Origin of the sequence: Psychroserpens damuponensis, from assembly GCF_000826655.1 — a bacterium.
Classification (GTDB): Bacteria; Bacteroidota; Bacteroidia; order Flavobacteriales; family Flavobacteriaceae; genus Psychroserpens; species Psychroserpens damuponensis.
This window is the reverse complement of the sequence record NZ_JXJO01000023.1, coordinates 56742-71346: the sequence shown is the minus strand read 5'-3', so window position 1 is coordinate 71346 and position 14605 is coordinate 56742. Positions and strand designations below refer to the sequence as shown.

Here is a 14605-nt window from a genome sequence, read left to right as displayed (position 1 = left end):
TTGAAACCATTAATTGTCATACCAGCTAGAGGAGGCTCTAAAGGAGTGCCAGGTAAGAATATTAAATTGTTAAATGGGAAACCTTTAATTCATTATACCATAGAAGCTGCACAGGGTCTTTTTGAAAATCAATACATCTATGTAAGTACAGATTCTACAGAAATTAAAGATATAGCTGAAGAAACAGGGCTAAAGGTTCCGTTTTTAAGACCAGATCACCTCGCTTCAGATACGGCAAGTTCAAGAGATGTGATACTTCATGCATTAAAAGAATATACTTTGATTAATGGTAATGAACCTGATGTTATTATTTTATTGCAACCTACATCGCCATTTAGAAATCAAAAGCATATAAAGGAAGCCTTATCATTATATAATGACAGTTTAGATATGGTCGTTTCTGTAAAAGAAACAAGTGCTAACCCATATTACGTTCTATTTGAAGAAGATGATGATGCATTTTTAAAAAAGAGTAAAGAAAGTAAGGTTTTAAGGCGACAAGATGTGCCTAAGGTTTGGGAGTTAAATGGTGCGATTTATATTATTAAACCTAAGTCAATAAAAGATAAATCTATTGGAGATTTTAAAAAAATCATAAAACACCAAATGGATGATGTTTCTTCTGTCGACATAGACACACCATTAGATTGGGAGTTTGCAGAATTTCTAGCTAGCAAAAAAGAGTTTTAAAATCTATTCTGAAATGTCAACATCTGAAAAAAATCAGGTTATATTTTATTATCCGCAACATTTTAATAGAGATGTTGCGAATGAAAATCTTTTATTCAAACCTTTTGTTGACTTTTGTGATAAAAATAATATTCGTTATAAGCTTGTTGAAGAACCAGATAAAAATTCATTAAAGCCTTCTAATCCAAAGGCTGAAAAGTTCAACTTGTTTTTTGTGTTTGTCTTAAGAAAATTGGTTCCACTTTTACTTTTTAAAAATTTTGAAACTAGGGAGCAATTCATTGGTAAGTTTTATAGATTTTTTACATCAAATCGTTATAAGGCAAATGTTGTTTTTACACTGAGTAATTCTTTAGGAGGGTTTTGGAGAGGGTATAACCCTAAATCTAGAATTATAGATTATCAACACGGTATTATCAATAAAGAACAAACAGGTTTTTTTAATAATAATGGTGAAGCGCCTATACATATTGTACAAAACGATAAAGAAGTTGCAGTTTGGGGAAGCGCTTTTAAAGATGTTTTTAGACAAGATTTAGAATACTATCCAAATAAAATTCACGTATTAGGTTATTTTTTAAAGAAGAAACTTACAACTAAAGGTTTTGAAGGGAGAGATAAAATTGTATTTATGCTACAATTTATGCCAGATGTTGGAAAGCAAATGAATTTAGAGATGTTCGCAAAGCTAAAACAGACATTAGAGGAGTTTACTAAAATTCCTAGAGATAGAAGACCTAAAATTATTTTAAAACAACACCCTAGACATAATAATGCTGTTGATTTAAAATCTATTTCTCAAGATTTCGACTATGTTGATGTTTTAGCAGACAATGCAGTTTTAAATACTGAAGAGGTTTTAATAAACGTCACCTTTTTCTCTACAGCTGCTTTTGAAATGGCAGAAGAAGGGATTCCTACATACTTTTTATTTAATGAAAAAATACCTCAAGGAAACCATATCTTTCTTGAAGAATATAAATATCCAATCCAAAAAAATAAATCTTTGTTGGATTTATGGATATATTATAATTCACACGTAGGAAGTTGGGAGAATGATAGTAAATTAGTCATAGGTTGGTCTAATAAATTTTTTGAACCTTTTGATAATAAGGAGTTATCAAAATTGATAGTTACTAATTGAAATGAGTAATAAAAAAATTAAGATTTTTCTAGGAGGATATATTAATAGTACTAATGCTCAAAACTTAAATTGTTTAGCGATAGCCAAATATATTGATAAGCAAAAGTTTGATGTTAAAGCAATAGTTTTGTATTCTGGAAATCTTTCAAATATAAATATACCAGGAGTTCGTCTTATAAAAACTAATAAACCTCATAAGTTTTTTAAGTATCTATCTTACTTTTTAGGAATTTTTTGGTGTGATATTGCTTATTTACCAAAAGGAGAAATTGTTGGTTGGAACTTTTTTTTGCTAAAATTATTTAATAAGAAAAGTATAAGTACTGTTGAAGGTATTTTTGATGAGAAAAACTTAGAATCTTCACTAAGTGTACATGGAGATTATAAATCATTTGTTGATCATTACAGCAAGTTCGACAAGCTGTATTCTATTACACAGTATCTTAAATCATATAATTTTAAGCATCATGGTATTTCTTCTGAGGAGCAAGTGTTGTATTTAGGTTTGGATTTAATTCCATTTTTAAGCCCTGAAAAACAGATCATTAGTCTTAATAATATAATATATATAGGTCGCTTAATAGAAAGGAAAGGAATCTTTGATGTGTTAGACTTGGCAAAGAAATTTAAAAACATCAAATTTCATATTGTTGGAGATGGTGCAGATAAAAAAGAATTGATAACTAAAATTGAAGAAGAGGAATTAGATAATATTATTTTTCATGGAATAATTGATCATAATAGTTTAGCTAACTTATTAAAAACAGTAGATTTGCACGTTTTGCCATCAAGATCTGAAGGTTTTCCTAAAGTAACTTTAGAAACTGCAGCAGCAGGTGTGCCCTCTTTAGTGTATTCAGATTATGGTGCTAATGAATGGATTTCTCATAAGCATAATGGATTTGTTGTAGAAACATTACAGCAAATGATTGAAACCATGCAAGAACTTATAGAGAAACCAGAGTTATTACAATTAAACTCTAAGAACGCTATAAACTTGGCAAAACAATTTGATTGGAAGATTGTAATTAAACAATGGGAACAAGAAGTTTTTAAATTATATAATAAGTAATGTCTATAGCAAAAAAAATAACAGGTCAAGCAGGCATTTATTTCGCAGGTACACTCTTTTCTGTAGCCATTGGTTTTTTCTTTAAAATATACATCTCCAAAGAGCTAGGTGCAGATATGTTAGGTGTTTATGCACTTGGGATGACCGTCGTAGCAGTGTTATCTGTGTTTTTGAGTTTAGGTTTAGGTAATGGTTTAGTGCGCTTTATCTCAAAATACTTGGCTCAAAAAAACTATACACAGCTGCATACGTATTTGCGTAAAACATTAGGTATTACGCTTGTGATGTCTATAATTAGTGCATCCTTATTTTTTCTGTTTCCAGATTTTATTGCTAATACACTTTTAAATTCTCCTGAATTAACACCTTACTTATCGTACTTCGGAATTTTACTCATTGTTAATGCGATCATTACCCTCTGTGATCAAACGATTAGAGGTTTACAGGAGGTTAGAAAAAGTACACTCATTGGACATTTTGTTCGCCTACCTATTAAAATTGCTGTTGCTGTTGGTTTTATAACCATGGGTTATCAATTAGAAGGTTATATTTGGGCAGAAATTATTGGTGCTATAGTGGCTCTAGGGCTGTTTTTTTGGTTGATTAAAAAATTGCTACCCAAGCAAATGCTAAAACTATCTTTAAAATCAACTACTAAAATAAATAAAGAAGAGCGGAATTTTGGAAATAATATGTTATTAACAAATTCGGTGGGCCTTCTTCAACGAGAAGGTGATAAAATATTGCTAGCCATTTATTTAACTACTAAAGATTTAGGGGTGTATTCTATAGCCTTGACGTTAACTGCTTTTGTGCCAACAATATTGTTATCTGTAAATGCGATATTTACACCTATTATTTCACAATTACATACTGAAAATAGAATGGTGGAGCTTAAAAAATACTATCAAGCCAGTTGTAAATACATTTATGTGTTGACATTTCCGCTTATTATATTTTTAATTGTTTATAATCAACCTATTCTTAGTGTGTTTGGTGAAGAATTTAAATTAGGAGGTCAAGTGTTAATATTATTGTTGATTGCACAAGTTATAAATATTAGTACAGGCTCCGTTGGTATGATGCTTAATATGACAGGTTTAGAACGTGTGAGTCGTAATAATTCTATAATTGTAGCTGTTTTAAGTATGACAGGGTATTTACTGTTAATTCCCAAATATGGCCTAATTGGTATAGGGATAGTGAAATTATTAGCATTGTCAGTACAAGGTATTTATGCTGTATCTATGTTATATACAAATCAACAAATTCAACCTTTCAGTTTATCTTATTTGAAAATGATAGTTGTGTATTTTGTTATTGCATTAGCCTACTACTATTTTGGATTTGGTTTTCTTGATAATTTACGACAACCGTTATGGCTATTTGTTGCTTTATGCACTACGTATCTTATTTTTACAAGTCTATTTTTGGTATTTAATACTCAAGAGGATAAACAGTTTATAAAATCATTGATTAATAGAAAGGGAAAAAACAGCTAAACCTCACTAATGAAAAGGATATATAGAGCATTAGTTCCAGTACGTTTTAGAGAAAAGGTAAAGGAATACCAAGAATATCAAGAGTATCAGAAGTTGAGACGTGAAGAAGGTCATGTCTACCAATGTTTTGATGCTACTAAGAGTGTGTTTGTACATATCCCAAAAGCAGGTGGTATTTCTATTATAAAAAGTTTATATGGAGATCAAGCAGGTGGTTTTGGCCATCCAAGTTATATGCGCTTTTTAAAATTATTTGGAAAAAAACGATTTAATGCCTATTATAAATTTACGTTTGTGAGAAATCCTTGGGATCGATTACATTCGGCTTATGGGTTTTTGAAAAAGGGAGGAATGAACCCTCAAGACAAACAGTTTTCAGACGAAGTGATGTCTCAAGTTAATACCTTTGAAGATTTCGTCATGAGGTGGTTAACTCCTGAGCGCGTTAGTGAATGGGTTCATTTTATACCGCAGTATAAATATATTACCAATGCAAAAGGAGAAATTGTTGTCGATTTTGTGGGTCGATTTGAGAATTTTGAAACTGATTTTGAATCTATAAGTAAACATATAGGTGTGAATCAATCTTTAATTCATTTGAATAAAACTAAAGATAAAAAGGTGTTTGATTATCGAGAAGTATACACTATAGCAATGAAAGAAAGAGTGACAGAATTGTACAAAGAAGATATAAAATTTTTCGAATATAATTTTTAAGATTATGAGTTTAAGAAGTGCTATTTCAGGTAAATTAAGAAAGCTTCACTATTTATTATCAACAAAAAAAGTACTTGTTTTAGGAGACTCTCATGTTGTTGTATTTGGTGATAGACAATTTTTAATAAGTAACCCAATGACACATTTTGAAGTTTGTTCAGTTGGAGGAGCTACAGTTTCTGGATTAGAGAATCCTAACTCAAAAACTCAAGCATATCAGATATTTCGAGAAACTGTATCTAAAAAGACTTATGATGAAATTATAATAATGATGGGTGAAGTAGATACAGGATTTGTCGTCTGGTACAGATCTAAAAAATATGGAGAAGATATAGATGTTATGTTAAAAACTGCAATAAGTAATTATCAAAGTTTAATTTTAGAAATGTCAAGTTATGCTAAGGTTAAAATTATTAGTACACCATTACCAACTCTTGATGATGATTCTGCCGGAGAAGTTGCGATGGCAAGAAAAGAAATTGAAGTCTCACAATTAGACAGAACAAAACTTACAGTAGAATTTAATAGAAGAATAGATGCTTATTGTAAATCAGAAGGCATAGTGAGTGTGAATTTAGATCAACACAGTCTGGGAAAGGATGGCTTAGTTCTTAATAAATTAAAAAATGCTAATCCACTAGATCATCATTACGACAGTAAAGCACATGCCAAACTAATAGTTGATCAACTAAAAAAATAGGATAGGAATCAATGAATTAAAGCAAACGATAAAAATGAACATAGTTATCGTATTGAAATGAAAATATAAGTTGAGGCTTTATATAATAAAGATATAGTTTTGTTCGATTATAAATATTTAAAAATATAGTTTTATAATAATTTAAAAGGTAAATAAAAAATGAAGGCATCTCCACTTTTAATTGTAGGAACTAGTCGATCCGGTTCTACATTATTGTCAAGGATAGTTAACAACCATCCTAAATTGTCAATAATGCCTGAGTCTTGGGTGTTTTCTTGTATTCAACTACTTAACCTTAAGGACTATCCTAAAAATTTCGAATACAAATATTTAGGGAAACAATTATATAATAGTTTAAAGGATTATGATGACAATGCAAAAACTGTAGTAAAAAAATATTTCGATGCAAATGAGGATTTGAGAGGAAAAGAGTTATCTCAAGTTGTAATGGAAATAGGACATTCTTATGCGAAAAGTAATAATAAAGAATTTTGGGGAGAAAAAACACCTGCTCATGCTTTGAGACTCAAACGAATTTATGATTTATTTCCAGAGGCAACAATTGTTTGGATTATTAGAGATCCTAGAGATGTTATTGTATCTTATATTAAACGATGGAATAATAATGATTTTGCAGATGAAAAATTCATATTAAATACTGCTGTTTTGCTTAAATACTATTATTATAAGCTAATTGAAGAAAATCCTTATGAAAATACTATTAAAATTAGATACGAGCAATTAACAAAAGATCCAAATAAGCAAATGGGAGATTTGTTTTCAAAGTTAGGACTCGAATTTGAAAGCGAATACTTGAATACAAAGAATTTTATTATCAATAATGATGAAGCAGCTGAAGCTCATAAAAATTTAAATAGAAAAGTCAATACAGATTCAGTAGGATCTTATAAAAAGATACCAAATGGAATTTTACAGAAAGTTGAGTTGTTGCTTAAGTCTGAAATGCAATATTTAGAGTATAAAATTGATAACGATGTTAATTTACTTAATATTAGCGAGTTGAGTTCTTGTTTGAGAAATTTTGAAGATTTAAAATCAGCTAAGACCTTTAAAAAAAATAGAATGAAAGGTGTGTTAAGAATGTATTATAACCATTTAAATCCTTTTAAATAGATTTTTATTTACCGATATGCTTAACTCGAAACAACTAAATTATTTAGTCATAACGCCCTTTTTTCCTTCAAAAGATAATTTTAGAGGTCCATATGTGTTAGATCAAGTTAAGGCAATTGAGGCCGTAAGTGATTATCAGGTAACGGTTTTAAAACCAAAGTCTTTGTTTTCTAAGCAAAAAGATTATGAGTTTGAGGGTGTAAAAGTTTATTATTTCAAGAGAGTGGTATTGCCTTCAAATATATTGTCTGGCCTGTTTAATGGGTTGAGTAAATTATTTTTTCTTAAAAAATTAAAAAGTATAAGTCTAGATTGTGACAATATTACTGTAGCTCATACGCATGTAACTGAAAATGGTTTTTATGCAAATATATTAAAAACCAAAAACCCTAAAATTAAAACGGTGTTACAACATCATGGTTTTGATGTATTGAGTTTAGAAAATGGCGTTTTACGTAATCTGTCGTGGCATAGAAATTGGGTAAGAAATTATGGCGTTTCTATTTGTAATCAAATAGACTTGCATCTTGGCGTTAGTGAAAAAACCTTGAGTTGTGTGCGAGCGTTTTCAGAAATTAAAATGAGATCACAATATGTGTTGTATAATGGCGTAGATCCTAATAAATTTTATCCCATAGACGGTCTAAAAGATAACACTATTTTTAAAATAGGTTGTATTGCTAATTTTTGGCCTTTAAAAGATCAAATGACATTAATTAAAGCGGCTCAGGAACTCATTCAACAAGGAATCGCAAATTTGTATGTTGCTTTTATTGGCAGTGGAGCGCTCTTGAATGATTGTAAGGCTTATGTGGTTAAACATCAATTAGAATCGCATATCACATTTCAGAAAGAAATGACACATCAAGAATTAAATACATTTTATAATACTTTAGATTTGTATGTAATGCCATCTTACTATGAGGCTTTTGGTTGTGTGTATACTGAGGCTTACGCTTGTGGTGTGCCTTTTATTGCCGTAGAAGGACAAGGCATTGCAGAACTTATTCTTGAAACTGACAAAGATAAATGGTTAATTAAGGGAAAAAATGTACACGATTTAGTAACTTGTATTAAAGGATACTATCAAAACAGAACACCTCAAAAACTTAAGAGGTCTATCGATATAAAGTCACTTGTGAAAGATTATATAAAAGTATTGCAAAGTGTATAAAAAAATAGGTCTCATATTAGCAATTCTAGCAGTAAATAATATTATTACTGTAACACCTGGTCTACCAATGGCTGTTTATTATGCGATTTTTGGAGCCGCTTTTGTGGGTGTTGTAGTATCGAAACAACCAAGATTTGATGGTATCATGAGCTTCTTTATTCTTGCTATTATTTTTAGTCTTATTGGTAATACAATACCTTCATACTTTCAAGCAAATGAGCGCTTTGTTTCCTTTTTACTAGTGTTTTGTATGTTAAGTCCATGGTTTTTTAGTGACTCACTAGCTGAGGTTAGAACATATGTGTTTAAATATACAAACCTATTATTATTTACTGTTTTAATATTATCTTTTTTAGGTAATGTTACAAGTGCATTTCCTGGGTTTGGTCGATCAGATATGTTTCAAGGGTTAACATCACACTCTATGTTAATAGGTCCAATAACTAGTCTGATGATGTTGATAATTATTTGGAAAGCAACTCAAAAAAAAATAGATAGAAAATTATTGATTGTTTGTATTTTAATGGTTTTAGTTTGCCTTTATTGTTTATTACTTGCTGGTTCGAGAGGTTCTCTTATAGGTGGAATATTGTCTTCGTTTATTCTGTTTTTACTTGTGTTTAGAAAGAATTTTAGTAAAATAATCAAGCTTGTTGCGTTTGTTATTATTTTAGTTGGAGCAACAGTGCCATATTGGAGTGTTTATACTGCAAACATTGATAAAAAAAATGAATATGCTGAAGAACAAGGTGATGATTTTGCTTCTCGTAGTGAATTATGGGGTTATCGTTATGAAGAATTTGAACAATCTCCAGTGATTGGTATCGGGTTTGCATCTGCTAATAAAGGTGAGATAAATGAAATTAATGGAAGAATTGAACCAGGTACAAGTTGGGGCGTTTTATTTGCTCAGTTAGGTATTTTGGGTGCTATTCCATTAATTGTTTTATTCTTATCTTACTTTAGAAAATTATATCGTACCGAAGATGCATATCATAAAGGTAAATTGTTATTTGCAATGTTATTTTTTTTTACCATCCACATGGTAGTAGAAGGTTATATTTTAGGATCTGGTAGCTTTATGTTTTTTTATGTTTGGTTACTGCTCGGTGTAATTAATAATAGAATTAGAGGTAAAGACATAATTATTTATTAACTATGAGAATTGTTTTTTGGGAAAATATTGTAAGTCAGCATAAATTGCCATATTGGAATGCTTTAGCAGCTTCTAATGAGGTGACTAAATTCGTGTTGATTGTTGAAGAATTACTCTATAAGAAACTCGAAAAACAAGGATGGGAAAATAATGTCAATGAAACAGCTAAGTTTGAATTACATGTCAATCCTTCCGAAGAAAAAATAGCAAGACTACTGCAAGAAGATATGCCAAATAGTTATCACGTATTTTCTGGGATTAAAGCAATTCATTTGGTATATAATGCATTTCAGCAAAGTTTAAAATATCCGCTTCATAAATTGCTATTAACAGAAACCGTTAATTTAAATGGCTCTAGAGCAATTACGCGTCGATTGTTTTCATTTTTAATTGAAAGACGCTACCAAAAACACTATGATATTGTGCTTGGATCAGGAAGCAGTACTAAAAATTGGTATTTAGAATGTGGTGTAAAGCCAGAGAATTTTTATTCATTTTTATATAGTATTGAAGATCTTGAGGTCGTAAACTCTAATCCTATAGATATTCATCAATTAAAATTCTTATTTATTGGGCAACTCATAGAACGAAAAGGTTTAGATATTTTACTAAAATCTTTGTCAAATGTTAAGAATACAAATTGGACTTTAGATGTATTTGGAGAAGGTGAAGATGAGTCAGCTATTGCTACTTTGGTTAAAGATCTCCAACTTAAAGATAAAGTCACCCTTAATGGTGTTGTAAGTAATAAAGAGTTAAGAAACCTTGTAGGACAACATCATGTGCTCATTTTACCAAGTCGTTTTGATGGTTGGGGAGCAGTAGTTAATGAAGCCCTCGCTTCTGGTTTAAAAGTAATTTGTAGTAATAAATGTGGTGCATCTATTTTAATTATAAATGATAAAATAGGTCATGTATTTAATATCAATAATCAAGATGAGCTAACTCAAATGTTAGAGCAAACTATAACTAAAAAAGATAATATTGACAGAGACTATATTCTTGAGTTTAGTAATCGTTTAAAAGGAGAAAAAGTAGCGCAATATTTAATTGATATTATCAATTTCCATTATAAAAACAAAGGAGAAAGACCATTGCCTCCTTGGGAGAAATTTCAATTAGAAAAGAAAAATAGTGTGAATATTCAAAATTCAATTAATTAAGAGATGCTACACAAAATTAAAGAGCTTGCTTTTGTTTTAAGCGGAAAATTAAACGCTAACACCAAGAGTAAAATTGTGTTTTACCATGATGTGCATTCTCCAGAGAAACGCTATACAGATATGTCTACTTCGATGGACATATTTATACAACACATCGAGATCTTAAAAGCCGAAGGTTATACACCTGTAGCTAAAATTAAGAATAAGACTAATCAAATACAGATAAATTTTGACGACGGTTTTAAAGGCATTTATGATAATAAAGATTATTTTGTAAAGCACAATTTGCGACCAACCATATTCTTAGCCATTAGTTTAATTGGACAAGAGGGTTATATGAATGCTTCGGAAATATTAGAACTCCAAGATTTGGGCTTTATATTTGAGTCTCACGCCTATGCACACGAAAATTTAACGTCCTTTAATGATGAGGATTTAAATTATGAGTTAAAAGCTTCTAAAGCCTATTTAGAAGACTTACTCAAAAAAGAAGTTAATGAACTCTGTTTTCCAATTGGTTATTTTTCAGATCGTGTTTTAAATTGTTGTAAAGATGCTGGTTACAAAATATTATATAGCTCACTTCCTGGGAATTATCATAACAAGCGTACCGATGGATTGGTTTATAGAAATTTGGTGCAATTTTCATCACCTTCAGAGTTTAAAGCTATTGTTAATGGTGCTATGAGTCCGTTTTTTGGATGGTATAAACGAAAACAATATGTTAACCCAGATGAAAATAGGTAGATAATTGTGAAACGTTATACTTTAAAATTAGAGAATTAATGAAGGTACTTCAAGTCATATCAGGAATGGGATTAAAGTCTGGAGGTCCAACAACCTGTACTTATAATTTATTAAAAGGATTACAAGAGAATCATGTGGATGCAGATTTGTTAACCTTTGATGCCCAAGCTAATGATGAGATTATTAGTAGAGAACCGTTTATGAAGATTCTCACACCTCCAAAACATCCAAGATATGGATATTCTAAAGAGTTGAAAACGTGGCTAGAAACGCACTCAGATTATGATTTATATCACACAAACGCATTATGGCAATATGCTTCGCATGCAGCAGCTTTAAAAGCACAAAAGGATAAAAAGCCCTACGTTATATCTGCACACGGCATGTTATATCCAGAAGGATTAAAAAAATCTAAATGGTTTAAAAAATTGGCATTAGGCCTATTTCAGAAAAAAGATTTATTAAAAGCCACAGCATTTCATGCTACAAGTCATAAAGAAATGACCTATTTAAGAGCATTTGGATTAACGCAGCCTGTAGCTGTAATTCCAAACGCAATAGATGTAAATGCATTTAGTAAAACGACCAAAGCATCACATTCTAGTACTCGTAAAATTGGGTTTTTAGGTCGATTAGCTCCCATAAAAAATTTAGAAGTATTAATAGAGGCTTGGGCTGCATCTAAAGCAATGACACAAGATGCAGAATTAGTTATTATTGGTGATGGTGATCAGGTTTATGTCGATCAACTTAAAACCTTAATTAAAACTCATAATTTAGAAAATATTACGTTTACTGGGTTTTTGTCAGGTCAAGCTCAAGAAGATATCATGCAGAAACTAAGTTATCTTGTATTACCTAGTAAAAGTGAAAACTTTGGGATGGTTGTGCCAGAGGCTTTAGCACGAGAAATTCCAGTAATTGCATCAAAAGGAACACCTTGGGAAGAGTTGAATACAAAACAGTGTGGTTGGTGGATTGATAGTGATTTATCTAGTCTAAGTACTGCAATTCATGAGGCTTTAAGTTTAGATGAAATCAAACGTTTAGAAATGGGGGAAAATGGAAGACATCTAGTAGAAAGTAAATATTCTAAAGAAGCCGTTAGTGAAATGATGACGATTTTTTATGAATGGATTCTTTCTGATACCAAAGAATTACCGTCCTTTGTAACTTTAAACAACTAAGTAATGAGTGAATTAAAAGTAGACCTCTCTAAATTTGAGAATTGGTTAAGTAGAAAAAATAAATTGGGTAGAGCTGCATGGATTTTGGTTAATCTTATTCTTTTTAAGCCTTTTTTTTTAAGTCTGTTTAACCCTTGGCGTTTATTTTTATTGCGTTGCTTTGGAGCTAAATTACATCCTAAAGCACATGTATATTCATCAGTTACTGTTTGGGCACCTTGGAATTTAGAAATGGCTGAATATTCTGCTTTAGCGGCAGGCGTTAATGTTTATAACACTGGAAAAATTAAAATTGGAGCTCATACTACAATTTCTCAAGGCGCTTATTTGTGTCCAGGTTCTCATGATTTTAACGATCCTAAATTTCCCATGATTTGTGCAGATCTTATTATAGAAGATCAAGTTTGGATTGCAACCGAAGCCTTTGTTGGAGGTATGGGAACAACCATTAAACAAGGTGCTGTTGTAGGAGCAAGAGCTTGCGTGTTTAAGGATGTTGAGCCATGGACTATTGTAGGTGGTAATCCAGCTAAATATATAAAAGACAGGATTATAAATGATTAGTGCAGTTATCTTAACATACAACGAAGAAAATATTCTAGAAAAATGCTTAGAAGCTCTCAATTTTGTAGATACTATTATCGTCTTTGATTCTTATAGTACAGATAAAACCTTAGACATTGCTCAGTCTTTTAATGCAACTATCATACAGCGAAAATTTGATAATTATGCTAGTCAGCGTAATGCTGCCTTAGCCACAGTTTCAAAAACCTGTGATTGGATTTTGATGGTAGATGCAGATGAAATTGTAACGTCTAATTTAAAAGCTGAAATTTTAAAAACCGTTTCAATTGATAATAAAAACACCATGTATCGCGTGAGACGTAAAGATATGTTTCAGGATAAATGGATCAAACAGAGTAGTGGCTATCCAACTTGGTTTCCTCGATTGTTTAAAAATGGTTGTGTCACTGTAGCCAGAGAAATTAATGAAGAATATATTACAACTGGTAGTGAAGGTTTGCTCCACGAGCATTTAATTCATTATCCATTTAATAAAGGATTGACATGGTGGTTTGATAAACACAATCGTTACTCTGAAATGGAAGCTCAAAAAATGATTGGAGAAATTAAAGAACCGCTGCATATTAAAAATTTATTTTCTAAAGACCCAACATTAAAACGAAAGGCACAAAAACGATTAAGTTATAGATTGCCTTTTAGACCAACCATAGTGTTTATTGCCTTCTATGTTTTAAGAGGCGGATTTCTAAACGGAAAAGCGGGTTATACGTTTTGTAAACTAAGGAAAACGTATGAATGGATGATTGATACAAAGTTTAAGGAGTTAAAACGATTACAAAACAAATGAAAGTATCTATAATTACTGCAACTTATAATAGTGAAAAAACGTTAGAGTTTTGTATGAACTCTGTGTTAAACCAAACGTATACAGATATAGAGTATATTGTTGTAGACGGGAATTCTAGTGATAAATCGGTTGATCTTATTACATCAAAAGCTAAAGAGTTTCCTAACATTAAATGGACATCAGAACAAGATAAAGGGATTTATGATGCCTTAAATAAGGGCATTGAAAAAGCGACAGGTGATATTGTGGGCTTTGTGCATTCAGATGATTTTCTAGCAGATGATGAATGTATTTCACAAATTGTAGACGCATTTATGGTTAACAATGTTGACGGTGTCTACGGAAATTTGCATTATGTGTCTTTTGAGAACCCAGAAGTAGTAATTAGAAATTGGACGAGTCAAACGTTTCATTCAAAACTTTTAAAACGTGGATGGATGCCTGCGCACCCTACTTTATTTTTGAAACGTAAAGTTTATGAAACTCAAGGCGGCTTTAATTTAGCTTATAAAATAGCAGCAGATTATGATTTTATACTTAGAATTTTTAATAGTTCTAAATATACATTTCATTACTTACCAAAAACAATTGTAAAAATGAGAGTTGGAGGTGCTAGTAATAAAAGTCTTAAAAACTTAATTAGGAAAACAAAAGAAGATATGACTGCAGCAAAAACTAATAAATTATCTTTCCCTTTCGGAGTTATAGTGATGAAAAATTTATCAAAAATCCCACAATGGTTTAGCAAGTAAGTGTCTTTTATGTAAGATAAATCTTATTAATCATGTTGCTGTCTTTATGTTTCTGTTGTTACCTGTTTTTAGGTTTTTGCGGTTTTTCTACAATT

15 protein-coding genes are annotated in these 14605 nt (G+C 30.8%); all 15 read left to right on the top strand.

The features are described from left to right. The 15 genes from TD29_RS13960 to TD29_RS13890 all read left to right on the top strand — a co-directional run bounded on the left by TD29_RS13960 (nucleotide 1) and on the right by TD29_RS13890 (nucleotide 14510). Nucleotides 1-690 (top strand): acylneuraminate cytidylyltransferase family protein, encoded by a 690-nt coding sequence (locus TD29_RS13960; RefSeq protein WP_040281414.1) that lies wholly within the window; start codon nucleotides 1-3, stop codon nucleotides 688-690. A gap of 13 nt (nucleotides 691-703) precedes the next feature. Then, nucleotides 704-1834 carry a hypothetical protein gene (locus TD29_RS13955; protein ID WP_040281412.1) on the top strand — a complete coding sequence of 377 codons (1131 nt, stop codon included), beginning with the start codon at nucleotides 704-706 and terminating at the stop codon, nucleotides 1832-1834. Nucleotide 1835: 1 nt separating this feature from the next. Continuing rightward, complete coding sequence (locus TD29_RS13950) at nucleotides 1836-2906, top strand: glycosyltransferase family 4 protein (protein ID WP_040281411.1); 1071 nt, start codon at nucleotides 1836-1838, stop codon at nucleotides 2904-2906. Next, nucleotides 2906-4408 carry a flippase gene (locus TD29_RS13945; RefSeq protein WP_040281409.1) on the top strand — a complete coding sequence of 501 codons (1503 nt, stop codon included), beginning with the start codon at nucleotides 2906-2908 and terminating at the stop codon, nucleotides 4406-4408. Before TD29_RS13950 ends, TD29_RS13945 begins: the two co-directional genes overlap by 1 nt. A 9-nt stretch (nucleotides 4409-4417) precedes the next feature. Further along, on the top strand, nucleotides 4418-5125 hold the full coding sequence (locus tag TD29_RS13940; protein WP_084203486.1) for a sulfotransferase family 2 domain-containing protein: 708 nt from the start codon (nucleotides 4418-4420) through the stop codon (nucleotides 5123-5125). 4 nt (nucleotides 5126-5129) lie between these two features. After that, nucleotides 5130-5825, top strand: coding sequence for an SGNH/GDSL hydrolase family protein (locus tag TD29_RS13935; RefSeq protein ID WP_052467122.1), 696 nt, complete (start codon nucleotides 5130-5132; stop codon nucleotides 5823-5825). 159 nt (nucleotides 5826-5984) lie between these two features. Further along, nucleotides 5985-6959 carry a sulfotransferase family protein gene (locus TD29_RS13930; protein ID WP_040281405.1) on the top strand — a complete coding sequence of 325 codons (975 nt, stop codon included), beginning with the start codon at nucleotides 5985-5987 and terminating at the stop codon, nucleotides 6957-6959. A gap of 16 nt (nucleotides 6960-6975) precedes the next feature. Next, nucleotides 6976-8133, top strand: a complete 1158-nt coding sequence (locus tag TD29_RS13925) for a glycosyltransferase (protein WP_040281403.1) — start codon at nucleotides 6976-6978, stop codon at nucleotides 8131-8133. Continuing rightward, nucleotides 8126-9289 (top strand): O-antigen ligase family protein, encoded by a 1164-nt coding sequence (locus tag TD29_RS13920; protein WP_040281401.1) that lies wholly within the window; start codon nucleotides 8126-8128, stop codon nucleotides 9287-9289. The genes TD29_RS13925 and TD29_RS13920 overlap by 8 nt, the downstream gene beginning before the upstream one ends. Nucleotides 9290-9291: 2 nt before the next feature. Further along, entirely contained in the window at nucleotides 9292-10452 is a 1161-nt protein-coding gene (locus TD29_RS13915; protein WP_040281399.1) for a glycosyltransferase family 4 protein, read from the top strand. A 3-nt stretch (nucleotides 10453-10455) separates the two neighbouring features. After that, a complete protein-coding gene (locus TD29_RS13910) occupies nucleotides 10456-11199 on the top strand; it encodes a polysaccharide deacetylase family protein (protein ID WP_040281397.1) in 744 nt (247 codons plus the stop codon). Nucleotides 11200-11237: 38 nt separating this feature from the next. Continuing rightward, a complete protein-coding gene (locus TD29_RS13905) occupies nucleotides 11238-12386 on the top strand; it encodes a glycosyltransferase (protein WP_040281395.1) in 1149 nt (382 codons plus the stop codon). Between the two features lie 3 nt (nucleotides 12387-12389). Beyond that, nucleotides 12390-12950 (top strand): LbetaH domain-containing protein, encoded by a 561-nt coding sequence (locus TD29_RS13900; RefSeq protein WP_040281394.1) that lies wholly within the window; start codon nucleotides 12390-12392, stop codon nucleotides 12948-12950. Beyond that, nucleotides 12943-13758, top strand: coding sequence for a glycosyltransferase family 2 protein (locus tag TD29_RS13895; protein WP_040281392.1), 816 nt, complete (start codon nucleotides 12943-12945; stop codon nucleotides 13756-13758). Before TD29_RS13900 ends, TD29_RS13895 begins: the two co-directional genes overlap by 8 nt. Further along, the gene (locus tag TD29_RS13890) at nucleotides 13755-14510 is read left to right on the top strand and encodes a glycosyltransferase family 2 protein (protein WP_040281391.1); all 756 of its coding nucleotides are present in this window, start codon (nucleotides 13755-13757) and stop codon (nucleotides 14508-14510) included. The genes TD29_RS13895 and TD29_RS13890 overlap by 4 nt, the downstream gene beginning before the upstream one ends. Nucleotides 14511-14605 lie beyond the last annotated feature (95 nt).

Coding starts and splice junctions, on each gene's coding strand:
- TD29_RS13955 (WP_040281412.1), top strand. CDS start 704: ATGTCAACATCTGAAAAAAATCAGGTTATATTTTATTATCCGCAACAT.
- TD29_RS13950 (WP_040281411.1), top strand. CDS start 1,836: ATGAGTAATAAAAAAATTAAGATTTTTCTAGGAGGATATATTAATAGT.
- TD29_RS13945 (WP_040281409.1), top strand. CDS start 2,906: ATGTCTATAGCAAAAAAAATAACAGGTCAAGCAGGCATTTATTTCGCA.
- TD29_RS13940 (WP_084203486.1), top strand. CDS start 4,418: ATGAAAAGGATATATAGAGCATTAGTTCCAGTACGTTTTAGAGAAAAG.
- TD29_RS13935 (WP_052467122.1), top strand. CDS start 5,130: ATGAGTTTAAGAAGTGCTATTTCAGGTAAATTAAGAAAGCTTCACTAT.
- TD29_RS13930 (WP_040281405.1), top strand. CDS start 5,985: ATGAAGGCATCTCCACTTTTAATTGTAGGAACTAGTCGATCCGGTTCT.
- TD29_RS13925 (WP_040281403.1), top strand. CDS start 6,976: ATGCTTAACTCGAAACAACTAAATTATTTAGTCATAACGCCCTTTTTT.
- TD29_RS13915 (WP_040281399.1), top strand. CDS start 9,292: ATGAGAATTGTTTTTTGGGAAAATATTGTAAGTCAGCATAAATTGCCA.
- TD29_RS13910 (WP_040281397.1), top strand. CDS start 10,456: ATGCTACACAAAATTAAAGAGCTTGCTTTTGTTTTAAGCGGAAAATTA.
- TD29_RS13905 (WP_040281395.1), top strand. CDS start 11,238: ATGAAGGTACTTCAAGTCATATCAGGAATGGGATTAAAGTCTGGAGGT.
- TD29_RS13900 (WP_040281394.1), top strand. CDS start 12,390: ATGAGTGAATTAAAAGTAGACCTCTCTAAATTTGAGAATTGGTTAAGT.
- TD29_RS13895 (WP_040281392.1), top strand. CDS start 12,943: ATGATTAGTGCAGTTATCTTAACATACAACGAAGAAAATATTCTAGAA.
- TD29_RS13890 (WP_040281391.1), top strand. CDS start 13,755: ATGAAAGTATCTATAATTACTGCAACTTATAATAGTGAAAAAACGTTA.